The organism is Paenarthrobacter sp. NPDC091711 (assembly GCF_044756605.1).
GTDB lineage: Bacteria > Actinomycetota > Actinomycetes > Actinomycetales > Micrococcaceae > Arthrobacter.
The window spans coordinates 136,085-160,347 of record NZ_JBIVTF010000006.1; the positions used below are offsets into that span (position 1 = coordinate 136,085).

The window sequence follows — 24,263 nt, forward strand, 5'->3', positions numbered from 1 at the left end:
CTTTGTCATTCCTATGTATCGATTAGCCCTTCTGGGGACGCGACGGAAGCGGCGCCGGGCGGAGCTTTCGGTAGCCCTCACGCAATGGTGGACGGTCGGTGGGCAGCTCCTGGATCATTTCCTTGAGCGCACCAATTCCGTACTCCAACTGAGGATCAGTCCCGGCCGCGTACGCATGCGGCGGGAACAGAACCTCAATATCCGGTTCCACACCACGGTTTTCGACGTCCCAACCGATCCCGCCACTGAACCACGTGGCGTATCGAGGCTGGGTCACACCGGTGCCATCGGCAAGTGAGAAGCGGTTGTCAATACCCACTACACCGCCCCACGTCCGCGTACCAATGACGGGGCCGATGCCCCTCAGCTTGGACACCTGGGTGATGATGTCGCCATCGGATCCGGCAAATTCATCGGCAAGGATAATCACCGGTCCGCGTGGCGCGTGGTGCGGGTACGTCCGCGGCTTTTCACCGCGCGGCATGCTCCAGCCCGTAACCTTGCGCCCGATCAGTTCGGCAACCAACTGTGATGTGTGTCCACCGCGGTTGCGCCGTACATCCACAATCAAGCCGTCCAAGGCCGTCTCCGTATCGAGATCGCGGTGAAGCTGCGCCCAGCCGTTGGCCATCATGTCCGGGACATGCAGATAGCCGAATGCGCCGTCCGAAGCTTCGCGGACTGTACGTCGGTTGGCCCGGACCCAATCCTGGTAACGCAGCCGTTCCTCGTCACGCACGGGAACCACCGCAACCCGTCGTTGGGCACCAGCAGCTCCACCGTGGCCATCACCGTTCAAGAGGGTCAACTCAACGGTCCTGCCCGCCGAACCCACCAGCTGCATTGCCGGAGTCAAGACCGCCGAAAGCCCGACGCCGTCGATCGCCAAAAGGACGTCGCCCACCTTGGCGTCAGCCCCGGGACGCGTCAACGGTGAAGTGGCCAAGGGGTCGGAAGACTCTCCTGCGAGGATCCGCGTAATCTCCCACCCCTTGGCGCCGAGCTGGAACTCGGCTCCAAGCCTGCCCTGGCCGTTTCGTCCGGGCTCGGTGACAGCCATCGGCTTGACGTAAGCGTGCGATGTTCCCAGCTCGCCATGGATTTCCCACAGCAGGTCAACCAGGTCATCGTGGGAACCGAGCCTGTCCACGATGGGACGGTAGCGCTTGTGCACGGAGTCCCAATCCTGGCCAGCCATGTCGGCCGTCCAGAAGAAGTCCCTCTGCAGCCTCCATGCCTCATCGAAAGCCTGTCCCCAAGCAGCCACGGGGTCCATGGTCACCCGAACCCTGTTGAGCTCCACCTTCACAAGTTCTGCGGAATCCTCTTCCACCTTGTTCTCGGAAGGGACGGACGTAACCTGCTTATCGAGCACATAAACAATGCGGCTACGGTCGCCGGACAGCCGGTAGCTGTCCACTGCTTTGACGAGTGTGACCTGTTTGCGCTTGGCGAGGTCGTAACGGACCAAGGACGGCGCCGTCTTCTTGTCCTGGAGGGTTCCTCGACCATCACCCATGACACCGGAGAGTTCGGTGTCGAGCCACAGCAAAGCGCCGTCACCCACACTCAGCTCCGAGTAATTCCCCTGGGGCACCGGCACAGCAATCACCCTGTGGGCGAGCCCGTCCGGGTCCACGCGCACAGCGGGCGCTTCGCCGTCGTCGGCCTTGACCGCGTCTGATGTGGCCGCGGAGGGTGCGGCGTCCTCCAGCGTGTCTATGGAAGGTCCAAACGGTGAAGGTGTATCCGCAGCCAAAGCCACCATGTACGGCTTGATGGGGCTCGGGAAGGAGAGGTCGAAGGAGTGACCGTCGTACACGGGGTCGAAGCTCCTGTTGGACAGGAAAGCCAGGAACTTTCCGTCCGGCGTAAATTTCGGAGACTCGTCGCAGAACCGTCCGTCCGTGACATCGATAATCCCTGAGTCAGGCTCTGCCGGGCGTGAGATCCTGAGCTTGCTCCGCGAACCGAAGGACGTCACCGGCTCGGACCATACAAGCCACTGTGAGTCGCTGGACCACGCGAGTTGCTCAATGCTGCCCTCGCCAACGCTGACAACGCGCGCCAGTGTTCCTGTAGTGGTGTCGGCAACAAAGACGTCGCCGAAGGACGTGCCCACGGCAATCCAACGGCCATCCGGGCTGGCTTCCAACGCACTGGTCCGGGTAGGGGACGGGAATTCAAAACGGAGATCCGCGGAGTCTTCCGATGCCGCAGGAACCGCGGGCGCAAGAGCGCCACCCACGGTGTCCGCGGATGGTTCGGCGTCGCCCGTCTCCCCCGGGCTGGCCTGACCTTGTGCTCCGGTTGCCTGGGTGACGTGGGTGGCCTGGGTGACCCCCTGCGCGGGAGCGGCTGCTTGTCCCAGCACGTTGGATGCAGAAACGGGCTTCGGCAGAGGAGCTGATTCTTCTGCAGCGGGAGCGGGTTGTTCGGCCTTAATGCTGGGAACCTCCACCACTGCCGCAAGGCGGGCCGCGATGCGCTTGACATACAACGCTTCCACTCCCCCGTGGTCCGCGATGTAGGCTATCCGGCCATCGGTGAGGGGTCGGGGCAGTCGTGCGCGGACGCCCGGCGTCGCCTCGACCACCCGTGAAGGCCCATCCTTGTGGCGGAGCCAATGGATTGTGCCATGTGATTCCACGGCGCTGGCCGTTCCGCTCACGTTTGGAAAGACGTCTCCCAAGTGGGCCGAGGTCTTGAGCGGTGCGGGTCGGCGGCCCGGTGACGCCGAACCAAGGGTGACGTCCAGTTTGACCGGCTCGGCGTCGGCATCCAATGACGGCAACATCCAGAGCTCGCCCGCCGATTCAAAGACCACCCTGGTCCCATCTGTGCTGGCGTGCCGAACATAGAAATCCTCGTGATCCGTGTGCCGGCGCAGTCCGGAACCATCCGGGAGCACCGAATAAAGGTTCCCGTAACCCTCGTGATCCGAGAGGAAGGCGATCCGTCCTTGGATCCACAGAGGATCGGTCAGGTTTCCGTCGATCTCCTTCACCAGCCGCTCGAACTCGCCGTTGCCGTCAGCATCGATCCAAAGCTTCCCGGCGGTGCCGCCACGGTAGCGCTTCCACCAGGCGGGCTCACGGGAGAGCACGCTTGCCAGGACAACGGGCTTCTCGTCGCCAACTTCGGGACCAAAGGCGACCGCCTCCACCGGGCCGAAGGGAAGTTCGACAGCGGCGCCGCCGTCCAACGGGAGGCTGTAAGCGTGCGTGTGGCGGCTTTCGGCTTGCTGGAAGGCGCTGGTTACCACCACGTTCCCGGCGGGTGTGAAGCCTTTGACCTTAGTGGTGCTGTGCCCGAAGTAGCTCAGCTGCCTGTACCCGCCGCCGTCGACGTTTGCCGTGACCACTTCCGGTGACGTGCCCACAATAGTAGTCCAGACCAGCTTCTTGCCGTCCGGAGTGAACCGCGGGTTCCTGGCCGGAAGTTGCTGGGAGGAAACCCGCCAGGCGCGGCCGCCTGAAAGGGGTGCGATCCAGACGTCGTCTTCGGCCACGAAGGTGACCAGGTCGCCGTGCACATGCGGGAAACGGAGGTAGCTGGAGGAGGTCATTGTTCGATCATAGTCAAGAGGCACGCCTCAGTTGCGGCATCGGCTGGTCGTTTCCACCACAAGCGTTCGCCATGGTGAGATGGGTCATGAGAATCGTGATGTCCGGAGCTTCGGGAATGATCGGGACGGCCTTGTCCGAGCAATTGACTGCCGAAGGCAATGAGGTTGTCCGGCTGGTGAGGCGCCCAGCCACATCGGCACTCGAATGGACGTGGGACCCGGCCAGGGGTGAGCTTGATGAGGCTGTCCTGGAGGGAGCCGATGCCGTGGTCAACCTATCGGGTGCAGGCATCGGAGACCGTCCATGGACAAAACGCCGGATACAAGTTCTCACAGAATCCCGCCTTCGGCCCACGCAGACCCTGACCGCTGCCATGCGACGACTCAGCAAACCGCCCGCCGCCTTCATCAGCCAATCCGCCTCAGGCTATTACGGAGCCTCACGCGACGGTGTCCTGCGGGAAGATTCAGGACAAGGCGACGGCGTACTCGGGCATCTGTCCGGTGAATGGGAGCGAATGGCCAGGACGGCGCCATCCGGGGTGAGGGTGGTCACTCCCCGGACAGGTGTGGTGCTTAGTACCTCCGGTGGCGCCCTCGGACCTCTGCTTCCCTTACTGAAAATCGGGCTGGGCGGACCCTTTGGCAACGGGCGCCAGTACTGGCCATGGATCACGTTGACCGACGAAGCCCGTGCACTTGCCTACCTCATCACAGCAAACCTTGAGGGGCCCGTGAATGTGTGCGCCCCGGAGAGCGCAGACGTCAACACGATCGTTGCCAAACTCGCCAAGGCCTTCCACCGGCCGGCTTTCCTCCGCGTGCCCCGGCCAGCGCTGAAACTGGTTCTGGGCGGGCTGGCGGACGAACTCGTCATGGCCAACCAGCGAATGGTGCCCGCACGGTTGCAGGAAGGCGGCTTCCACTGGTTGCATCCCACCCTCTCGGACGCCATGGAATGGCTAACCCCGGAAAAGGGCCGCTGACAAGACCTTGGGCCGGTTGTGGTCTATCCCGGTTATTGCTTTGCTTTGTCATCATTGTGCGGGATCGGCGGCCAGGACTCCTGAAATCCGCCAGCGCCCATCAGAACGAACCATATCCAGCCGCAACTGTTGTGGCGCCCCGGCCACTTCGGTCCTGACAACCTCCCCTGAGGCCAGGCATTCTTCGTATCCGGACGTGGTGGCAGTGACCGCCACCAACACATGACCTGCCTGCGGAGGTCCATCCACGGTCAGTGCAGTCAATGTTGTACGGAGACCTTTGAACGCTGTTCCAGCGCCACGCAGATAGTCTCCCAACTGTTTATCATTCGCCTCGGCTTGCGAACCTGGCGCGTTGACGGCATCTAAAAGCTCCAGGCGCCGGTCTCCCAAAGCGATGTCGCGCACAGCTGACAACGCCGGAACGGCAATCAAGGGATCTTCGGATTGAAGACCTTCGGAGAGCGCCTGCGGAAGATCCGGGGCGTTCGGAAGATCGGCTGCCTCTTCGGAATCGGCAGCGCCGGTCTCCGTCGCCGCTTGCTGCAGCAGGGCCGTCGTCGGTCCGTTCTGCTGCCAGGACATCCACGACATGACACCAATCAGTGCCGCAATCGCCACCACAACAACCAGCATGCGGCTCATCCCTCGGCCGGGACGGCCGCGTTGGCGAGGCGAAGGGTGTGAAGCCGGATGCCGCGCTCTGCGCATGGACGGCAACAGTCTCCACCGTGTCTTCAACAACCGGGTTGGACGGCGGGGTGCACGCCCCAATGTCTCTCGCCGCGTCAGCAATTCAGGGATAATCGATTCGTGCACGACGCCGGACAAGTCAAGGGCCTCGGGGGCAGCACTTCTGAAGATCGCCGTGCCAAGTTCCTTGGCCGAGGGACGATTCCGCGAATCCATGGTCAATGCAGCCTCCAGGGCTGCGGCCAGCGCCTTGGGTACCTCCGGCACCAGAAGTGACAGGGGTGGGCGATCCTGTTCCGGCCCCGGCGTTGTCCCTGTCAGGCAGTACCAACCCAGCGCCCCGAGCGAATAGACGTCGCGTTGGGGCTGGATGTTGTCCTGGGAATCGTTGCCGTCACCGGAAGCCCATTCCGGGGGTTCCATGAATCCAGGGGTTCCGACACGAAGGCCATGAGGTTCGTCGCCCACCGTGGCGGAAACGCCAAGATCTGCCAGCAGAGGCATTCCTTCCGCCGTCAACAAGACGTTGCCGGGTGACACATCTCCATGTTCCGAGCCGCTGGCATGCAGGTAGTCCAATGCCTGGGCCATGGGAGTCAGGATGGTCACGGCTTCCCCGATCCGGAGCCTTCCCCTCGCAGAAACGAGGTTGGCCAGCGAACCTCCCGCTGCGTAGTCCATGACGATCCCAAGGGTTCCCCCGGCCGTTCCGCCCATCTGGAGGACTTCGTGGACACGTATAAGGTGCTTGTGCCTCAGCCCGGAGAGGAGCTTCATCTCACGGGCTGCGTCCGCACGTATCCAATCCGCTTCCGTTGACCCGGCAGCGCCGACACCTTGCTTGGCGCACTTGATCGCAAAACGTGCACCGTCCTTATTCCTCGTAGCAAGCCAAACAGTCGAACTACTGCCTTGCCCCAGCGGACGGGATATTGAATAGCCCGGAACATGGGGAGCCTCGGCCTCGGGGGTGTCCAGAGTTTCCATAAACAAGGTGTACCGGAATGCAGGAGATCGCGCAGAAGTTATCCACAGGCGCTTCCCCGCCTGCTGGCCCCGCGCTGACCACCCGGGATGCGACTGAGAGCTTCACCACAAAACCAGGGCCAGTGTCCTGCTGGGTCTAAGCTTGAACCCATGACTCTTGAGTTTTCACAACTGGGTCTTGCCCCGGACTTCGTTGATTACATGCAGGGCTGGGACCTGCAACGCGAAATCCACAACAAAGTTGTTGCGGGCGAGAAGAACAGCACCGTCTTGATCCTTGAGCACGCCGCCGTCTACACGGCCGGCAAACTCACGGAGGACCACGAACGCCCCTTTGACGGCACTCCCGTCGTTCCCGTGGACCGCGGCGGCAAACTGACCTGGCACGGCCCGGGGCAGCTCATTGCGTATCCGATCCTCAAACTTAAGAACCGGGCCGGCATCCGCGACTACGTGGAACGTCTTGAGGCCATCATGATTGCCGTGATGGACGACTACGGCATCAAGGCCGTCACGGTGAAGGGCCGGGCGGGAGTCTGGATCCTGGCCGACGACAAAGGACCTGACCGCAAGATTGCCGCGATCGGCATTCGCGTCCTGGACGGCGTCACCATGCACGGCGTGGCTATCAACTGCAGCAATGACCTCGCACCCTATGCGCAGATCATCGCCTGCGGCATCACCGACGCCAGCGTCACCACCATGTCGCTGGAAACCGGCCGGACCATCAACCCTGCCGACATCGTTGACCGCTTCGTTGAAGAATTCAGCAAGCACGAAGAAGCACTCGTTTCCACACCCGAAGGAGCACTCCAGTGACCTTGGCACCTGAAGGCCGTAAGTTGCTGCGCGTTGAGCAGCGTAACTCGGCGGTCCCGGTTGAACGTAAGCCTGAGTGGATCAAGGCCAAGGTCCAGATGGGGCCGGAGTTTGTTCAGCTCAAGAACCTGGTGAAGAAGGAAGGCCTGCACACGGTGTGTGAAGAGGCCGGCTGCCCGAACATTTTCGAGTGCTGGGAAGACAAGGAAGCGACGTTCCTGATCGGCGGGTCCGAATGCACCCGGCGCTGTGATTTCTGCCAGATCGATACGGGTAAACCGTCCCCGGTGGACATGTTCGAACCCACCAAAGTGGCCCGCAGTGTCCAGGCCATGCAGTTGCGCTACGCCACGGTGACCGGGGTGGCCCGTGATGACCTGGCCGATGAGGGTGTCTGGTTGTACGCCGAAACGGTCCGGAAGATCCACGAACTGAACCCGGGCACCGGAGTGGAGTTGCTGATCCCTGATTTCTCCGGCAAGCCCGAGCACATCGCCGCGATCTGTGATTCCAAGCCCGAGGTATTCGCGCACAACGTTGAGACCGTGCCCAGGATCTTCAAGCGGATCCGTCCGGCGTTCCGGTACGAGCGCTCCCTCGATGTCATCACCCAGGGCCGGGATTTGGGCATGGTGACCAAGTCCAACCTGATCCTGGGCATGGGCGAGACCCGCGAGGAAATCTCCGAAGCCCTCCGGGACCTGCACCAGGCCGGGTGCGATCTGATCACCATCACCCAGTACCTGCGCCCGTCCGAGCGGCACTTGCCGGTGGACCGGTGGGTCAAACCCCAGGAATTCGTGGACCTCCAGGAAGAAGCCCAGGAGATCGGCTTCCTCGGCGTCATGTCCGGCCCCTTGGTCCGGTCCTCCTACCGTGCCGGGCGTTTGTGGGCCACCGCGATGCGCAAGAAAGGCCGCGACATCCCCGCCGAACTCGCCCACATCGCCGACGGCATCCAGGACTCCGGCACCACCCGCCAGGAAGCCTCCACCATCCTCGCCGCCCACGGCTAAACACCAAACAGCAGTATTGAGGGACCGGATGCCTGCGTAATGGCGTCCGGTCCTTATGCGTCCATCACGTAGAATTAAGGCACTATGGCGAACTCCTCTGATTCCAGCAATTCGACCCCCTCGGCCGACGCACCCAAGCGTGGGCTGTTCAAGCGCAAGCCCAAGGAAGCCAAGGCCAAGAAGCCGAGCCAGCTGAAGCAGATCGCTGAAGTCTTCAAAATGACCCGGCGCAATGATCCGCAGGTTGTGTGGGTCATGCTGCTGGCATTCCTTGCCGTGGTTGCTGTGGCCCTCCTCGTCGGCTTCCTGCTGGAGAACTGGGTTACCGGCCTGATCATTGGCATCCCACTGGGTCTGCTCGCGGCCGTCTTCATTCTTTCCCGCCGGGCTGAGAAGGCTGCCTTCGCTCAAATTGAGAACCAGCCCGGAGCTTCCGGTGCAGCCTTGGGTACCCTTCGCCGCGGTTGGGTCACCCAGGATCAGCCAGTTGCCGTCAACCCCCGCACTCAAGACGCCGTCTTCATGGCCATTGGCCGTCCGGGCGTCGTCCTTGTCAGCGAAGGGCCCACGCACCGCGTCAAGCCTCTGGTGGATGCCGAGCGCAAGCGCCTCGCGCGCATCCTGCCCAACGTGACCATCCATGTTCTGGAATCCGGTCGCGGTGAAGGCCAGGTGCCACTGAACAAGTTGGCCAAGACCATGGGCAAACTGAAGAACGAACTGACCAAGGTGGAAGTTAACGCCGTGTCAAAGCGCATCAACTCTCTTGGAACCCGCCTGCCGATCCCCAAGGGCATTGACCCTTACAAGGCCCGTCCGGACCGCAAGGCCGCTCGCGGACGCTGATCCACGAAGCTGCTCGACAAAACTGAAACCGCCCCTGTCTCTCAGTGAGACAGGGGCGGTTCTTTGTTGGGGTTGCTCTATCGCAGAGCCAGCTAACCTGGCGTTCCGCTACATCCTGATGAGGATGGTGTTCATCGCTTTATCATGCAAACCGCGCTGGTCGGGGTCGAACACCACTGCAGGAATAACCAGGCAGAGTAGGACGGTCCGCACCACAGCGGCCAATGGTCCTGCGGGGCCACCGCCCAGGCGAACCACATGGATACCGGCGATCCTGTGTCCGATGCTGTATCCCAGCGTTCCGATCAGGAGGATTTGCTCTGCAGCAAAAATGGCCAAGGTAGCCCAAGAATTACCGCCGAAGGCGAAATTGCTGATCACCAAGGCGATGGTCCAGTCCACCACGATGCCAAGGATGCGGCGCCCGGCCCGCGCCATGGAGCCCGGACCGGACTCGGGCAAGCCCAGCCGTTCACCGGGATATTTGGAGATTCCGGAAGTATCCGGGCCGCTCAACCAGGAGCCAATGTCTTTTCGATCCACCACACTCCAAGCCTAACGGCTGCCATGCCTGGTGACCGACCCGCCGGAACACTGATCGGCGCGGAACGTCCCGGGTGTTCGCCCACCGGACCCGGATGGACCGGACACCGGACAGCCGACTACCGTTTACACAACAGATGATTCTGTAACCTGCCGGAAACAATACTGACACCCCCGGGAAATCCCATCTCCCTATGGTGGTATGAGTTGCCAGCCACCACGGCACGGGGATCTTTTTGTGTCTCCGGACCCTTGGAATGGGCTGCACCACGCGGCCTTCCGGGCCTGTTACTTGATATGCATAAGGAGCATAGATGTTCAAGACTGCGGACGAAGTCCTCAAGTTCATCAAAGACGAAGACGTCAAATTCGTCGATATCCGCTTCACCGACCTCCCTGGTGTCCAGCAGCACTTCAACGTGCCGGCCAAGAGTGTCGACCTCGATTTCTTCGTCCACGGCCAGCTCTTCGACGGATCTTCCATCCGCGGCTTCCAGGGCATCGCCGAGTCCGACATGCAGCTCATCCCGGATGTGACCTCGGCCTTCATCGACACCTTCCGCATCGAGAAGACTCTCGCGCTGAACTTCTCCATCGTGAACCCCCGCACGGGTGACCCGTACCACCGTGACCCCCGCGGCGTGGCAGAGAAGGCTGAAGCGTACCTGGCATCCACAGGCATCGCCGACACCGCCTTCTTCGCTCCCGAAGCCGAGTTCTTCGTCTTCGACAACATCCAGTACGAGTCCTCCCCGCAGGGCAGCTTCTACAAGATTGACTCTGAAGAAGCACACTGGAACACAGGCCGCAAGGAAGAGGGTGGAAACCTCGGTTACAAGACCCCCGTCAAGGGCGGTTACTTCCCGGTCTCCCCCACCGACAAGCAGGCTGACCTTCGCGACGCCATGTGCATCGAACTGGACAAGGCCGGCCTTGAGGTTGAGCGCTCCCACCACGAAGTTGGATCCGCCGGCCAGGCTGAGATCAACTACAAGTTCACCACGCTGACCGCGGCTGCTGATGACCTGCAGAAGTTCAAGTACATCATCAAGAACACTGCAGATGCTTGGGGCAAGTCCGTCACGTTCATGCCGAAGCCTGTCTTCGGTGACAACGGCTCGGGCATGCACTGCCACCAGTCGCTGTGGAGCAACGGCGACCCGCTGTTCTATGACGAGAAGGGCTACGCTGGCCTCTCCGACATGGCCCGCTGGTACATCGGCGGCCTGCTGAAGCACTCCTCCGCAGTCCTTGCTTTCACCAACCCGACGGTCAACTCCTACCGCCGACTGGTCAAGGGCTTCGAAGCCCCCGTGAACATGGTCTACTCGCAGGGCAACCGCTCCGCCGGTATCCGCATCCCGATCACGGGCACCAACCCGAAGGCCAAGCGCATCGAGTTCCGCGCTCCGGATCCCTCGTCCAACCCGTACCTGGCGTTCGCTGCCCAGCTGATGGCCGGCATCGACGGCATCCGCAACCGCATTGAACCCCCGGCTCCCATCGACAAGGACCTTTACGAGCTCCCGGCCGAGGAAGCCAAGGACATCCCCAAGGCTCCGGGTTCCCTGGAAGAAGCGCTTGAGGCCCTGCGCGAGGACAACGAGTTCCTCCAGGCCGGTGGCGTCTTCACCCAGGACCTGATCGATACTTGGATTGACTACAAGTACGAGAACGAGATCCGCCCGCTGTCACTGCGCCCGAACCCCTACGAGTTCGAGCTCTACTACGGCGTCTAAGATCACCGCATAGCAAAGAGGCCAGCCTCCGTCCCAAGGGACGGAGGCTGGCCTCTTTTGTGGGTGCAGGCTACTCAGACTTGCCTTGGTCGCGGTCCCTGAGGTTCTTGGTGATCTCGTCCAGCTTGTCCTTGACGAAACTCGCGGCATCAGAGATTCCCTTTTCCGCGCTACCCAGCGGGTCCAACTGAAGGTACACGTTGTGATCGATGGGTAGATCGTATTCGTCTTTCAGATGAGTACCCCCGGAGACGCCGGCCAGCGATAGGTACACGAGCGCTTCGGTCCTGGCGATACCGGCAATCGTGCCGAAGACCACGGTGAAGTCGTTGGGTTGAAAGCTCACAGAATGGCCAACGTGACGCCGGTCCAGTTCTCCGGCAGGAATGGCTCTCTCTGTCGGATTTCCGTTGTATTCCATGTACTTCCCCTATGTGTTGAGATCAGATACACAAGAAGTCTATAAGGATACTTAGCTTTTGGGGGCGGCGAACGTCACCCAGCCCCGCTGGACCAAGACTGATGAGGGTCCGGACGCCATGGTCACACGAAGGCCTTGTACATGGTCCGCTGTGGTCCCGCGTTGCCGCCCAAATAGCGTCCAACGTCCACGAATCCCGCCTTTGTATAAGCGGCCAGCCCTGCGGGATTGCGCTCATTGACGGAAAGCACGACGCCGGCCTGCCCGCCACCCAGCCTGGTTGTCAGCTTGTGCGCCTCCTCCGATGCGGCCCGCGCAGCCAAGGTGCCGAGTCCGCGTCCTTGGCTTTTTGAGTCAATAAGAAATCCCCGCAACAACCACACAGACTCGTCATCGGGCCAGCCTGCCAGTGTGGCCGCCCCGGACTGGAGGGTGAGTACGCCCACCGCGACTCCACCGGACTCAATGACGTACGGGAAGCGGGATTCCTCTTCCAGGGAGATCAGCATCATGCGCATCGGGTCGCCCACGAATTCCCGCTGCCCTGCTTCCACGGCCAACTCCGCTACCGCGCCAAGGTGAATGGCCCGGGCGTCGTCGTCGAGCATTTTGAGGGGTATCAGCCAAACATCGCCATGGTCGAAGTGATCACTTTCGATTGGAAATGCTTCTTCCGAGTCATATTCAAGCATTTCTAGAGTTTCTCCTCTTAGGATTGTCACAACCGTTAGTGCGATGAAGGGACCATTTCCTATGAACAAGCCCAACGTCATCCTTATCTGCGTTGATGAGTGGAGGGGCGACTGCTTGTCCGCGGACGGCCATCCCTTTGTGGAGACACCCCACCTCGATGACCTCGCCCGTAGCGGCGTCCGGTTTTCCAAGGGCTATTCTGCTACACCATCGTGCGTACCTGCCCGCGTAGCCCTGTTCACCGGGCAATCGCAGGAACGGCATGGAAGGGTGGGCTACAACGACGGCGTGCCGTTCCATGCGGTTCATCCCGTGACGGTGCAGGGCGAATTCAGGAAGGGCGGTTACCACACCCAAGCCATCGGGAAGATGCATGTGTGGCCGGAGCGCTCCAGGCTCGACTTTGACGACGTCATCCTTCACGACGGATATCTGCACCACGCCAGGCAGGAACACCAACAACACTTCGCAAAATTCGACGACTATGTGCCATGGCTCCGTCGCCAACCCGGCATGGGTCCGGACGCGGAGTACTTCGATCACGGCGTCAATTGCAATTCGATCGTCGCCCGCCCCTGGGACAAGGCAGAAAACCTGCATCCCACGCATTGGATCGGCACCCAAGCCATCGAATGGATGCACAGGCGCGATCCCGTCAAACCCTTTTTCCTCTACCTGTCCTTTCACCGCCCGCACCCGCCTTACGACCCGCCGTCGTGGGCCTTCGAGCAGTACCTCAACATACCGCCCTATGAAGCAGTGGAAGGCGACTGGGAACACCACTGGGACGAGCATCGACAAGACGGAAACTATCAGGCCAGCTACGGCAGGATCCCGGACCACGTGGTCCATCGGGCCAGGGCAGGCTACTACGGCCTCATGGCGCAGATTGACCTGCAGATCAACCGCATCAAGGAATCCCTGGCCGACTTCGGCCTGCACGAGAACACCGTGATTGCCTTCACGAGCGACCACGGCGAAATGATGGGCGATCACCATATGTTCCGAAAAGCCGTGCCGTACGAAGGTTCCTCCCGCGTACCGTTCATCATCGCCAATTCTCCTGCCGCCCCGAAAGCCGCTCGTGGCACGGTGGTGGATCACGTGGTGGAGCTCAGGGACATCATGCCCACCCTGCTGGACCTTGCAGGGCTGCCCATCCCGGAGTCCGTAGACGGAAAATCGTTGGCACACATCGTCCAGGGCGAAAGCAGCGAAGCGGTGAGGGAGATCCTTCACGGCGAGCACGTGTACTGGGGCCAGAACCTGCACTGGCTGACAGACGGCCACCACAAATACATCTGGGGATCCGGCGAGGGAACTGAGGAACTCTTCAACCTCGACGCCGATCCCCAGGAACGGTACAACCTCGCCAAAGACCCTGCCAACCTGGGTGAACTGCAGTCATGGCGGCATCGGATGGTGGAGACGCTCCGGGACCGCGAAGAAGGCTACGTCGTTGACGGGACCCTCACACCAGGAGCCCCGGTTGTCGCCATGCTGCGGCACGCCCGTGAAAGGGCGTCCGCGGCCACGCTTCAGTTGCCGTAGAACTCTTTCTCAAATACCCCACGGGCCCGTCGACTGAGCCGGAGGTAGTCCTCTTCGAAATGACCAGCGTTCCCGGGTTCGTAACCACACCAGCGAGCCACAGCCTCAAGGTCCTTACGGGATGAGGGCAGCAGATCCGAGGCGCGTCCGGTCACAATGACGTTGGCGGAGCGGATCCGGCTGGCGAGCCTCCACGCCTCCCGCAGGAGCGCGGCGTCGTCTTCGGCGATGAGATCCAACTTTTCTGCAGCAGCCAGTGCATCCAGGGTTGACGACGTCCGCAACTCCGGATGCTTTCCGGCGTGCTGGAGCTGCATCAACTGAACCAGCCATTCAACGTCGCTCAGGCCGCCTCGGCCAAGCTTGACGTGCCGGGCAGGATCAGCGCCACGAGGCAGACGCTCGGACTCCACCCGCGCCTTAACACGGCGAATCTCCCGGAGATCGTTGTCCGCGAGTTGCTCCGGGTACCGAAGGGGATCAATGAGACGCACAAAGTCGGCGGCAAGCTCATCCGAGCCGGCCATCGGACGGGCCCGAAGAAGGGCCTGCGCCTCCCAAATGAGGGACCACCGCCGGTAGTATTCCGCATACGAATCCAAGGACCGCACCATGGCGCCGTTCTTGCCTTCGGGACGGAGGTCGGCGTCCACCATGAGCACTCGTTCGGCCATGATGGCGGGCTTGAGCGGCTGGGTGAGGAAGCTGGATACCTTGGCCACTATGGTGGTTGCCTGTTCCTGCGCCTCAGCATCTGTGAACCCCGGACGGGCACGGTGTACGTAGATGACGTCCGCGTCCGAGCCGTAGCCGATCTCGCGGCCACCCTGCCGACCCATCGCCACCACCAGGACATCGGTTTTCAAAGGCCCCGTCGCCGCGATGACGGCCTCGGCTACATGCAATGCCCCGAGAACCGCCGCGCGGTCCGTTTCGGACAAGGCCAACCCCACGGCATCCTGATCGAGCAATCCGGCACTGTCCGCAATCGCGGTACGCAGGATCTCCCGACGCCGGATCAGCCGGATCAGCCTCATGGCACTCTCCGGATCCGCGTGGCGGGAAAGTTTGGAACGGATTTCCTGCCACTGGGCTTCAAAAGGTATGGGCACGAGGTCCTTGTCACTGCCCAACCAGGCAACGGACTCCGGAGATACTTCCAACAGATCCGAAATCAGCCGGGAATTGGCCAGGACTTGGCAGAGCCGCTCGGCGGCCGCTTGAGAATCGCGGAGCAGGCCCAGGTACCAATGGGTGGTTCCGAGGGCTTCGCTGACCCTGCGGAAGGCGAGGAGTCCGGCGTCGGGGTCAACGCCTTCGGCGAGCCATCCCAAAAGGATAGGCAAGAGCTGCCTCTGCAGTGCCGCGCGTCGGCTGACGCCCGCGGTGAGTGCCTCGATGTGCCGCATGGCACCTTGGGGGTCCACATAGCCGAGTGCGGCCAGCCGGCCTTGGGCGGCCTCCGGGCTGAGCTTCGCGTCCTCACTGCTCAGCTTTGCAGCCGTGTTGAGCAGCGGCCGGTAAAAGATGCGCTCGTGCAGTTCGCGGACAGCCTTCTTGGTCTTCTGCCACGTGGCCATCAACTGGTCAGGGTGTGGCCGCTCCAGGGCGAACGGACCCAGGACAGCCTTGGCAAGGAAGCGCTGGGCATCCTCAGCAACAGGCATGAGGTGGGTCCGACGCAATTGGAAAAGCTGGATTCTGTGTTCCAGCAGGCGCAGGTAGCGGTACGCGTTGTCAAAGGCCGCGGCGTCCGTCCGTCCGATGTACCCGCCGGCAGACAACGCAGCGATGGCAGAGGTGGTGTCCCGGCGACGAAGTGACTCGTCAGACTTCCCATGCACCAATTGCAGCAGCTGCACCGTAAATTCAACGTCGCGGAGCCCGCCGCGCCCCAGCTTGATCTGGCGCTGTTCCTCGGCTGCCGGAATGTAATCGGTCACCCTGCGGCGCATGGCCTGGACCGACTCCACAAAGCCTTCACGGCCCGCGGAGGCCCAGACCAAAGGCTCCACGGCCTTCTCATAGCGCTGGCCCAGGTCCCGATCCCCGGCTATGGTCCGCGCCTTCAGCAGGGCCTGGAACTCCCAGCTTTCGGCCCAGCGTGCGTAATAGCTCAAGTGCGAGGGCAGCGTGCGAACCAGCGGGCCGGACTTTCCTTCCGGACGAAGATTGGCGTCAACTTCCCATAACCCCGGTTCCGGCGCGGAGGACGAGATGGCCCTGGAGATACCGGAGGCCAGTGCAGTGCCGATGGTGGACGCGCGGGCGTCGTCCACCTCGCCTGCTTCGATGACATAAATGACGTCGACGTCGGAAATGTAGTTCAGTTCCCGGGCGCCGCATTTGCCCATGCCAATGACGGCAAGCCCGACGTCGGCAACGTCGGCGGCGGAGAACTGGGCAGCAGCTTCGGCCCGGGACACCGCGAGGGCAGCCTCGATGGCGGCCCCGGCAAGGTCGGCCAACTCCGCGCCGACCGCTGGCATGAAGTCTGTTGGTGATGCAGCGCAGATGTCCTTGATGGCCAACTCCGTCAGGCCGCGGCGGTACGCACTCCGGAGGGCCGCGTAGGCCGGCAGCCCCGTCATTCCGGCCACCGGGCGCTGGGCGCCGGGCTCGGCTTTCACGGAGCGCAGCAGCCCGGCCCGGAGCTCTTCACTAGAGGCCTGAACCGGCTCCGGGCTGACCCTGACATTGAACACATCCAGATGCTCCGGCCGCCGCATGAGGAACTCCCCCAGAGCCTCCGAGGCACCCAGGAGCCGGTACATGGGCTCGCTGGTGTCCTGATCAGCCGCGGCCAGCTTCTTCAGCCCCGGATTCTTCTCGATCAGCCGCACCAAGGACTGCAGGGCGGTATCCGGGCTTGCGGACAATGACAGCCCGGCGAACAGGGCGTCCTCGTCTATCCCTTCAAGTTCCGGGGCAGCGAGGAACCGTTCGCCTTTTTCGAGGTCACTGAATCCGGCTGAGATGAGCCGACGCGCAAGGCTCATGGCCCCGGCCTAGAGAATGCCGAGGTTGCGCTGCAACTCGTACGGGGTGACCTGGAGGCGGTAGTCCTGCCATTCCGCGCGCTTGTTGCGCAGGAAGTGTTCGAACACCTGCTCCCCCAGGATCTCGGCCACCAATTCGGATTCCTCCATGGCGCGAATGGCATCGTGGAGGCTGGCCGGCAACGGCGCATGCCCCATGGCGCGTCGCTCCGCGGTGGTCAACGACCATACGTCGTCTTCAGCTGCGGCGGGAAGTTCGTAGCCTTCCTCGATGCCCTTCAAACCGGCACCCAGCAGCACGGCGTAAGCCAGGTACGGGTTGGTTGCGCTGTCGATGCCACGGTACTCGATGCGTGCCGACTGGCCCTTGCCGGGCTTGTACAGCGGAACGCGAACCAGCGCCGAGCGGTTGTTGTGGCCCCAGCTCAGGTAGCTGGGGGCCTCGCCGCCACCCCAGAGGCGCTTGTAGGAGTTGACGAACTGATTGGTGACGGCCGTGAACTCAGGAGCGTGCTTAAGGATCCCAGCAATGAACTGGCGAGCCGTCTTGGACAGCTGGAACTCGGCCCCGGCTTCGAAGAACGCATTGGTGTCGCCCTCGAAGAGCGAGAAGTGGGTGTGCATGCCTGAACCGGGGTGGTCCGTGAACGGCTTGGGCATGAACGTTGCGTACGTACCCTGCTGAAGGGCCACTTCCTTGATGACCGTCCGGAACGTCATGATGTTATCCGCGGTCTGAAGCGCATCCGCATAGCGGAGGTCGATCTCGTTCTGGCCCGGGCCGGCCTCGTGGTGGCTGAACTCCACCGAGATGCCGACGGATTCGAGCATGGTGACCGCTGTACGGCGGAAGTCCTGCGCTACACCACCTGGTACGTGGTCAAAGTAGCCGCCTTCGTCCACGGGCTCAGGAGCGCCGTCAGGACCGAGGTCCTTGGACTTCAACAGATAGAACTCAATCTCAGGGTGGGTGTAGCAGGTGAAGCCCATGTCAGCGGCCTTCGCAAGGGTCCGTTTGAGGACGTTGCGGGGGTCCGCGGCAGATGGCTCACCGTCGGGAGTGAGAACATCGCAGAACATTCGCGACGTCTGCTCTGTCTCGCCACGCCAGGGCAGGATCTGGAACGTGGACGGGTCCGGCTGCGCGAGCATGTCCGACTCGAACACGCGGGCCAGGCCTTCAATGGCGGAACCGTCAAAGCCAAGGCCTTCTTCAAAGGCACCCTCAACTTCGGCCGGCGCAAGCGCCACCGATTTAAGGGAACCCACGACGTCGGTGAACCACAAGCGTACGAAGCGCACGTCACGCTCTTCGATCGTCCGCAGAACGAACTCTTGCTGGCGGTCCATAGGGCCTCTTTTCCGATTCGGTGTCCATGCCGCTGGTTTCAATGAATAGAAGCCACGACAGCTCAGCCTTCACTCTACTAAGAGTTCCGTGCTAATGCCGCAGCAGTAGCTGCGCGTAACACAGCGTTTACAAAAGGTGACGCCGGGCACACTGGTGGCAGCCGTCGTCGGCACCGCTTAGGCTCTATCCATGGCCCCAAGCAACCTTCCTGAGTCCACCACGCCCGCCGAAGTCCCCGCACCTTACGGCACGGGCCCGGCAGCTGCTGCCCCTGCGCCGTCGGCGGCCGGCAGGAAGCCTGTCAGCCGGGTCCGGATACACCACCTCCAGCAAGCCAAGGACAACGGCGAGCACTTTGCAATGCTGACGGCTTATGAGCAGTACACCGCCGAGATCTTTGATCAGGCCGGAATCGAAGTCCTGCTGGTGGGCGACTCCGCTTCCAACAACGTGTTCGGCAATGAGACGAGCCTTCCCGTCACGGTGGACGAGCTCCTGCCCTTGACGCGGGCAGTGAGCAGGTCTGCCAAGCGCGCGTTGGTGGTGGCGGACCTGCCGTTCGGCAGCTACGAAGTTTCCCCGGGCCAGGCTGTCGCCACCGGCGTCCGGTTCCTCAAGGAAGGACTGGCGCACGCCGTCAAAATTGAGGGAACCGCTTACTACGCCGACACCGTCAAGGCCATGGTCCAAGCAGGAATCCCCGTCATGGCACACATCGGATTCACCCCCCAAAGCGAACATTCCCTCGGCGGATACCGCGTCCAGGGTCGTGGCGATGACGCCCAGCGGCTCGTGGAAGATGCAGTCGCCCTGCAGGACGCGGGCGCTTTCAGTGTCCTCATGGAAATGGTGCCTGCCGAGACCGCGGCCGCAGTCGATGCCGCCCTGCGGGTGCCCACCGTCGGCATCGGCGCTGGCAAGAGCACCACAGGACAGGTACTCGTATGGCAGGACATGGCAGGATTGCGCGGCGGCAAAATGGCAAAATTCGTCAAGCAATACGCGGATCTCCGCACCACCTTGAGTGACGCAGCCGCCGCCTACGGGGAGGATGTCCGGTCCGGACAGTTCCCCGGACCCGAGCACTCCTTCTAGTCTCAGCCTTCCAGTCGCCCGGGCCCGTCACCCGGGCGGCTAGTCGTCGTCCTGGGCGTCCCAAGCGTCATTGCGTGCTTTGACCTTCTCCAAGGCGTGCTCGGCTTCTTCCCTGGTTTTATAGGGGCCAATCAGCTGCGTCCAATCGGACATTGCGTCCTCTTCGATCTCGTGCGTTTTGACGTTGTACCAGTACTCCGTCACGTCTCCTCCTCCATCCGGGGCCCTTTGACGCGTAACGTTGGCGGGGTCACAGGAACCCGGCCACGCTTTGTTACTTGCGTCTCTTGTGTGCCTTATATGATCAATCTATGCCTTCTCTTGCTTCGACTGCACCCATTGGCGCCCTCACCCCGGGAACCATCAGCCCTGAACGACCCGTCCCGGCGTCCATTCCGAGGCCGGAGTATGTAGGCAAGAAGGCGCCCGCCAAGTTCACCGGCTCCGAAGTGAAGTCTTCCGAGACCATCGAGAAGATCCGGATTGCGGGAAAAATTGCCGCGCAAGCGATCGTCGAGGTAGGCAAGCATATCCAGCCCGGCGTCACCACGGACCAGCTGGACAGAGTTGGACACGAGTTTCTTCTGGATCACCAGGCTTACCCCTCCACGCTCGGATACCGAGGGTTCCCCAAATCGCTGTGTTCCTCACTCAATGAAGTCATTTGCCACGGCATCCCCGACTCCACCGTGGTCCAGGATGGCGACATCCTGAACATTGACATCACCGCCTTCATCAACGGAGTGCATGGGGATACTAATTACACTTTCCTGGTTGGCGACGTGGATGAAGAATCCCGTTTGCTGGTTGAGCGTACGCAGGAGTCGCTCAACCGGGCCATCAAGGCCGTGGCCCCTGGCCGCGAAATCAACGTAATCGGCCGAGCAATCCAGTCCTATGCCAAACGCTTCGGCTACGGCGTAGTAAGGGATTTCACCGGCCACGGCGTGGGTGAGGCCTTCCACACCGGCCTCATCATTCCGCATTACGACGCAGCCCCGGCGTACAACACAGTGATCGAGGCAGGCATGGTGTTCACCATCGAACCCATGCTGACCCTCGGCACCATCGAATGGGAGATGTGGTCCGACGACTGGACAGTTGTCACCAAGGACCACAAACGCACGGCCCAATTCGAGCACACCCTGCTGGTCACCGAGACCGGTGCGGAAATCCTTACCCTTCCCTGAGCTCTCCGGAAGGTCCCCGCAGCCCGGGCGGCTGTGCCATGCCCATCCCCTCCTGCCATGATCGGAAATGCATTGTCCAAGAAGGATGAGAAGACCCACAAGAACGCCCCGTTGATCGGTATCGACATCGGCGGCACCGGCATCAAGGGCGGCATTGTCGACCTGAAGAAGGGCAAGCTGATTGGCGATCGCTTCCGCGTCCCCACTCCGCAACCCGCCACTCCGGAGGCTGTGGCCGAGGTAGTTGCCCAAATCGTTGAGGAACTCTCCAGCCGTCCCGACGCTCCGGCAGCGGACACGCCTGTGGGTGTGACCTTTCCCGGCATCATCCAGCACGGTGTGGTCAACTCGGCGGCCAACGTGGACAAGACCTGGCTGAACACCGACATCGATGCCACTTTCACCAAGCGCCTCGGCCGCCCCGTTGAGGTCATTAACGACGCCGACGCGGCAGGTCTCGCCGAAGCCCGCTACGGCGCCGGCGAAGGTGTGGACGGCACTGTCCTGGTGATCACCTTGGGTACCGGGATCGGCTCGGCCTTCATCTTCAACGGTCAGTTGGTCCCCAATGCCGAGCTCGGCCACCTCGAGGTGGACGGACATGATGCCGAGACCAAGGCCTCAGCCGTTGCCCGCGAACGCGATGGCCTGAGCTGGGACGAGTACGGCGTCCTGTTGAACCGCTACCTCCAGCACGTTGAGTTCCTGTTTTCCCCGGAACTCTTCATTGTGGGCGGCGGCATTTCGAAGCGCTCCGACGAGTACTTCCCGCACCTTCAATTGCGGACCAAAATAGTCACGGCAAAGTTGAAGAACGACGCCGGGATCGTGGGCGCCGCGCTTGAGGTCGCATTGCACCACAAACTCGCGAAGTAGCCGCGGCATGGCCGACGAACGGACCACTGCCCGGCGCAACGCACCGGGAGTCGCGATCGTCACCGGCGCCAGCCGCGGGATCGGTGCCGCCGTGGCAAAGGCCGCGGCGGCAGCCGGCTATGACGTCGTGGTCAATTACTCAGCAGACAGCGAAGGCGCAGAGGCGGTGGTCCGGGACATTCTTGCCCATGGCCGCCGGGCACTTCCCGTGCAGGCAGACGTCAGCCAGCCCGCCGACGTCGTGCGTCTGTTCGACCAAGCTGCCGCCTTGGGCCCCGTAACGGCCGTCATCAACAACGCCGCGATCACCGGGAACCTGATCGGTACCCTGGTGGACGTACCGGCCGTGACGGTCCAGCGGGTTGTTGACGTCAATGTTGCCGGCATGATTTTCATGTGCCAGGAAGCCGTCCGGAGACTCTCTACAGACAACGGCGGCAGCGGCGGATCCATCGTCAACATCTCCTCCACAGCCACCAAGGCCGGCTCCCCCGGCACCTGGGTCCACTACGCGGCCACCAAGGGCGCCGTTGACGTCCTGACGGTGGGTCTGGCAGCAGAAGTGGCCAAACAAGGTATCCGTGTCAACGCCGTTGCCCCGGGAAGCACCAACACCGGTCTTCATGCAGCGGCGGGAATGCCGGACCGGGTGGAGCGACTGAACCCAACTATTCCCATGGGACGTGGAGCTGAACCGGAAGAGGTGGCAGCTGCAGTGATGTGGCTGATGTCTGACGCAGCCGGTTACATTACGGGAGCAGTGCTCCCCGTGTCCGGCGGACGATGACGCCAGACCGGACATGGTGCCGGTGGCGGCTGCGGCTTCCCCTCCGCTGCCGCCACCGGAGCTAGAGTTGGCTCTTTTCTGAACCTGTGGCTTCTTTGGCGCCTGCCTTGGCCTCTTCTGCCTCATGACGGAGCAGCGAGATGGCTGACTCGAAGTCCTCCAAAGACTCGAACGCCTGGTAGACACTCGCAAAGCGAAGGTACGCCACTTCATCGAGCTTTCTCAACGGGCCCAGAATGGCCAGGCCCACCTCGTGGGCATCGATTTCCGCTGCCCCGGAGGAACGAATGTTCTCCTCGACTTCCTGGGCCAGCATGGCGAGGTCGTCTTCGGTGACGGGACGTCCCTGGCAGGCCTTGCGGACTCCGCTGATGACTTTGATCCGGCTGAACGGTTCACCGACGCCCGACCTTTTGATGACGGACAAGCTGGTGGTCTCAACGGTGGTGAAGCGGCGTCCGCATTCCGGGCATTGACGGCGGCGGCGGATGGAGGAGCCATCGTCAGCCATACGGCTGTCGACGACGCGGGAGTCGGGATTCCGGCAGAACGGACAATACACGCTGGGCCTCCCCTGACAGCTCCGGCACGGAATCGAATGCGGCAGGACGCCGGATACGCAAAAGGTGCCGGAAGATTCACTTCCGGCACCAGTTTACGGTCAGCCGTCCTGTAATGACAAGCGTGTAATTACTACATGTAGTAGTAGGCACCCTTATATGTAGTGGTTAAAGCTCCTGAGCGAAGCGGATCCGGACAGCGTCACCGTGGCCAGGGAGGTCTTCAGCACCGGACAGGCTCTCGATATGACCGCTGACCTGCTCCAAAGCGGCGCGGTCATAATTGATGACCTGGACTGCCCGGAGGAAGGTGGTGACATTGAGCCCCGATGAGAAAGCAGCCGTCCCGCTGGTGGGCAGTACGTGGTTGGACCCGGCGCAGTAGTCGCCCAAGCTCACCGGAGAGTAATCGCCCACGAAAATCGCCCCGGCGTTACGGATCCGCGACGCCACGGCGGCTGCGTCCGTCGTCATGATTTCCAGGTGCTCAGCGGCGTACGCGTTGCAGACCGCGATGCCCTGCTCGAGATCATCCACCAGCACCACACCGGACTGCGGTCCGGAGAGCGCCTCAAGGACGCGGGCACTGTGCTTGGTGGCACCGGCTTGCCGTGCCAGTTCAAGCACGACGGCGTCAGCCAGCTCTGCGGAGTCCGTCACCAGGACGGAGGCTGCTTTGGGATCATGCTCGGCCTGGCTGATGAGATCCGCGGCCACCAACGGAGCCTGTGCAGTGGCGTCGGCGAGGATGGCGATCTCCGTCGTCCCGGCCTCCGAGTCAATGCCCACTACACCCTTGACCAGCCGCTTGGCCGTGGCGACGAAGATATTCCCGGGGCCCGTGACCACGTCAACAGGCTCAAGCGGCAGTTCATCTCCGCTTCCCGGGATGCCGTAGGCAAACGAAACAATTGCCTGGGCACCACCAATGGCGTACACCTCATCGATGCCCAGGAGCTTCGCGGCGGCAAGAATGGTGGGGTGCGGAAGGCCATCGAAGTCTTTCTGCGGCGGGGAGGCCAGCGCTATGGATTCGACGCCGGCAGCAACCGCAGGGACGACGTTCATGATGACCGATGACGCCAGGGGCGCGAGTCCACCTGGGACGTAGAGTCCGACGCGCCCCACCGGGATCCAGTTCTGGCTCACAACAGCGCCGGCACCAAGTTGGACATCAACGTTGGCAGGGCGCTGCTGGTCAGCAAACTGCCGGGCACGCTTAATGGACTCCTCCAAGGCGGCCCGTACCTGGGGATCAAGCTCGGCCAAGGCCTTGGTGAGCGCCTCCGCCGGGACCCGGGGGTGGGACTGTTCCACGCCGTCGAATTTCTTTGCCAGTTCGCCCAGGGCGGCAAAGCCCCGGCTACGGACCTCGGAGATGATGTCCAGGACCTTCTGCTCCGCGTCTGCCATGGTCTGATGCTGCGCCCTGGGCACGGCAGCACGCAGCTCCGCCAAGGAGAGGTGGCGGCCCCGGAAATCGATGCTCCGGAAGTTAAGGGCGTCAGTGGAGGGGGCAGAAGTATCCGAGGAAGTGGTCACC

General features: G+C 62.3%; 20 protein-coding genes. 10 read left to right on the forward strand and 10 right to left on the reverse strand.

Annotated elements, in window-relative coordinates; all coding sequences use genetic code 11:
- Positions 1-22: 22 nt before the first annotated feature.
- The gene (locus ACIQH5_RS11735) at positions 23-3,568 is read right to left on the reverse strand and encodes a S41 family peptidase (protein ID WP_400403323.1); all 3,546 of its coding nucleotides are present in this window, start codon (positions 3,566-3,568) and stop codon (positions 23-25) included.
- An 86-nt stretch (positions 3,569-3,654) separates the two neighbouring features.
- Here ACIQH5_RS11735 and ACIQH5_RS11740 point away from each other — a divergent pair, with 86 nt between their 5' ends.
- A complete protein-coding gene (locus tag ACIQH5_RS11740; protein ID WP_400403326.1) occupies positions 3,655-4,554 on the forward strand; it encodes a TIGR01777 family oxidoreductase in 900 nt (299 codons plus the stop codon).
- A gap of 51 nt (positions 4,555-4,605) precedes the next feature.
- On the opposite strand, the gene ACIQH5_RS11745 is transcribed toward ACIQH5_RS11740, so the two are convergent.
- Positions 4,606-6,234, reverse strand: coding sequence for a serine/threonine protein kinase (locus ACIQH5_RS11745; protein ID WP_400403328.1), 1,629 nt, complete (start codon positions 6,232-6,234; stop codon positions 4,606-4,608).
- A gap of 150 nt (positions 6,235-6,384) precedes the next feature.
- Here ACIQH5_RS11745 and lipB point away from each other — a divergent pair, with 150 nt between their 5' ends.
- The 3 genes from lipB to ACIQH5_RS11760 all read left to right on the forward strand — a co-directional run bounded on the left by lipB (position 6,385) and on the right by ACIQH5_RS11760 (position 8,915).
- On the forward strand, positions 6,385-7,053 hold the full coding sequence (gene lipB / locus ACIQH5_RS11750) for a lipoyl(octanoyl) transferase LipB (RefSeq protein ID WP_062067965.1): 669 nt from the start codon (positions 6,385-6,387) through the stop codon (positions 7,051-7,053).
- Positions 7,050-8,069, forward strand: coding sequence for a lipoyl synthase (lipA, locus tag ACIQH5_RS11755; protein ID WP_400401405.1), 1,020 nt, complete (start codon positions 7,050-7,052; stop codon positions 8,067-8,069). Before lipB ends, lipA begins: the two co-directional genes overlap by 4 nt.
- A gap of 84 nt (positions 8,070-8,153) precedes the next feature.
- Positions 8,154-8,915: a DUF4191 domain-containing protein gene (locus ACIQH5_RS11760; RefSeq protein ID WP_400403331.1), complete on the forward strand. Its 762-nt coding sequence runs from the start codon at positions 8,154-8,156 to the stop codon at positions 8,913-8,915.
- Between the two features lie 108 nt (positions 8,916-9,023).
- Here the strand turns inward: ACIQH5_RS11760 and ACIQH5_RS11765 are convergent, their stop codons facing one another.
- Positions 9,024-9,461 (reverse strand): RDD family protein, encoded by a 438-nt coding sequence (locus ACIQH5_RS11765; protein WP_062067962.1) that lies wholly within the window; start codon positions 9,459-9,461, stop codon positions 9,024-9,026.
- A 311-nt stretch (positions 9,462-9,772) separates the two neighbouring features.
- Between ACIQH5_RS11765 and glnA (ACIQH5_RS11770) the strand changes: the two genes are divergently transcribed.
- Positions 9,773-11,197, forward strand: a complete 1,425-nt coding sequence (glnA, locus tag ACIQH5_RS11770; protein WP_024820496.1) for a type I glutamate--ammonia ligase — start codon at positions 9,773-9,775, stop codon at positions 11,195-11,197.
- Between the two features lie 70 nt (positions 11,198-11,267).
- Here glnA (ACIQH5_RS11770) and ACIQH5_RS11775 read toward each other — a convergent pair whose 3' ends face one another.
- On the reverse strand, positions 11,268-11,618 hold the full coding sequence (locus tag ACIQH5_RS11775) for a hypothetical protein (RefSeq protein WP_062067954.1): 351 nt from the start codon (positions 11,616-11,618) through the stop codon (positions 11,268-11,270).
- Between the two features lie 122 nt (positions 11,619-11,740).
- Complete coding sequence (locus ACIQH5_RS11780; RefSeq protein WP_400403335.1) at positions 11,741-12,310, reverse strand: GNAT family N-acetyltransferase; 570 nt, start codon at positions 12,308-12,310, stop codon at positions 11,741-11,743.
- 61 nt (positions 12,311-12,371) lie between these two features.
- On the opposite strand from ACIQH5_RS11780, the gene ACIQH5_RS11785 reads away from it, so the two are divergent.
- On the forward strand, positions 12,372-13,862 hold the full coding sequence (locus ACIQH5_RS11785; RefSeq protein WP_400403338.1) for an arylsulfatase: 1,491 nt from the start codon (positions 12,372-12,374) through the stop codon (positions 13,860-13,862).
- Here the strand turns inward: ACIQH5_RS11785 and ACIQH5_RS11790 are convergent.
- Together ACIQH5_RS11790 and glnA (ACIQH5_RS11795) are read right to left on the reverse strand one after the other, a co-directional pair.
- A complete protein-coding gene (locus ACIQH5_RS11790) occupies positions 13,850-16,861 on the reverse strand; it encodes a bifunctional [glutamine synthetase] adenylyltransferase/[glutamine synthetase]-adenylyl-L-tyrosine phosphorylase (protein WP_400403341.1) in 3,012 nt (1,003 codons plus the stop codon). The genes ACIQH5_RS11785 and ACIQH5_RS11790 overlap by 13 nt on opposite strands.
- A gap of 9 nt (positions 16,862-16,870) precedes the next feature.
- Positions 16,871-18,211: a type I glutamate--ammonia ligase gene (gene glnA, locus ACIQH5_RS11795; RefSeq protein WP_062067946.1), complete on the reverse strand. Its 1,341-nt coding sequence runs from the start codon at positions 18,209-18,211 to the stop codon at positions 16,871-16,873.
- Between the two features lie 190 nt (positions 18,212-18,401).
- Between glnA (ACIQH5_RS11795) and panB the strand changes: the two genes are divergently transcribed.
- Positions 18,402-19,307, forward strand: a complete 906-nt coding sequence (gene panB / locus ACIQH5_RS11800; protein WP_400403343.1) for a 3-methyl-2-oxobutanoate hydroxymethyltransferase — start codon at positions 18,402-18,404, stop codon at positions 19,305-19,307.
- Between the two features lie 39 nt (positions 19,308-19,346).
- Here the strand turns inward: panB and ACIQH5_RS11805 are convergent, their stop codons facing one another.
- Entirely contained in the window at positions 19,347-19,511 is a 165-nt protein-coding gene (locus tag ACIQH5_RS11805; RefSeq protein ID WP_011774435.1) for an SPOR domain-containing protein, read from the reverse strand.
- 107 nt (positions 19,512-19,618) lie between these two features.
- Here ACIQH5_RS11805 and map point away from each other — a divergent pair, with 107 nt between their 5' ends.
- From map to ACIQH5_RS11820, 3 genes are all read left to right on the forward strand, one after another.
- A complete protein-coding gene (map, locus tag ACIQH5_RS11810) occupies positions 19,619-20,497 on the forward strand; it encodes a type I methionyl aminopeptidase (protein ID WP_400403346.1) in 879 nt (292 codons plus the stop codon).
- 72 nt (positions 20,498-20,569) lie between these two features.
- Positions 20,570-21,373, forward strand: coding sequence for a polyphosphate--glucose phosphotransferase (gene ppgK / locus ACIQH5_RS11815; RefSeq protein WP_400403527.1), 804 nt, complete (start codon positions 20,570-20,572; stop codon positions 21,371-21,373).
- A gap of 7 nt (positions 21,374-21,380) precedes the next feature.
- On the forward strand, positions 21,381-22,160 hold the full coding sequence (locus ACIQH5_RS11820) for an SDR family oxidoreductase (RefSeq protein ID WP_400403348.1): 780 nt from the start codon (positions 21,381-21,383) through the stop codon (positions 22,158-22,160).
- A 61-nt stretch (positions 22,161-22,221) separates the two neighbouring features.
- Here ACIQH5_RS11820 and nrdR read toward each other — a convergent pair whose 3' ends face one another.
- Together nrdR and hisD are read right to left on the reverse strand one after the other, a co-directional pair.
- A complete protein-coding gene (gene nrdR / locus ACIQH5_RS11825; protein WP_400403351.1) occupies positions 22,222-22,722 on the reverse strand; it encodes a transcriptional regulator NrdR in 501 nt (166 codons plus the stop codon).
- 166 nt (positions 22,723-22,888) lie between these two features.
- Positions 22,889-24,262: a histidinol dehydrogenase gene (gene hisD / locus ACIQH5_RS11830; protein WP_400403354.1), complete on the reverse strand. Its 1,374-nt coding sequence runs from the start codon at positions 24,260-24,262 to the stop codon at positions 22,889-22,891.
- Between the last annotated feature and the right edge of the window lies 1 nt (position 24,263).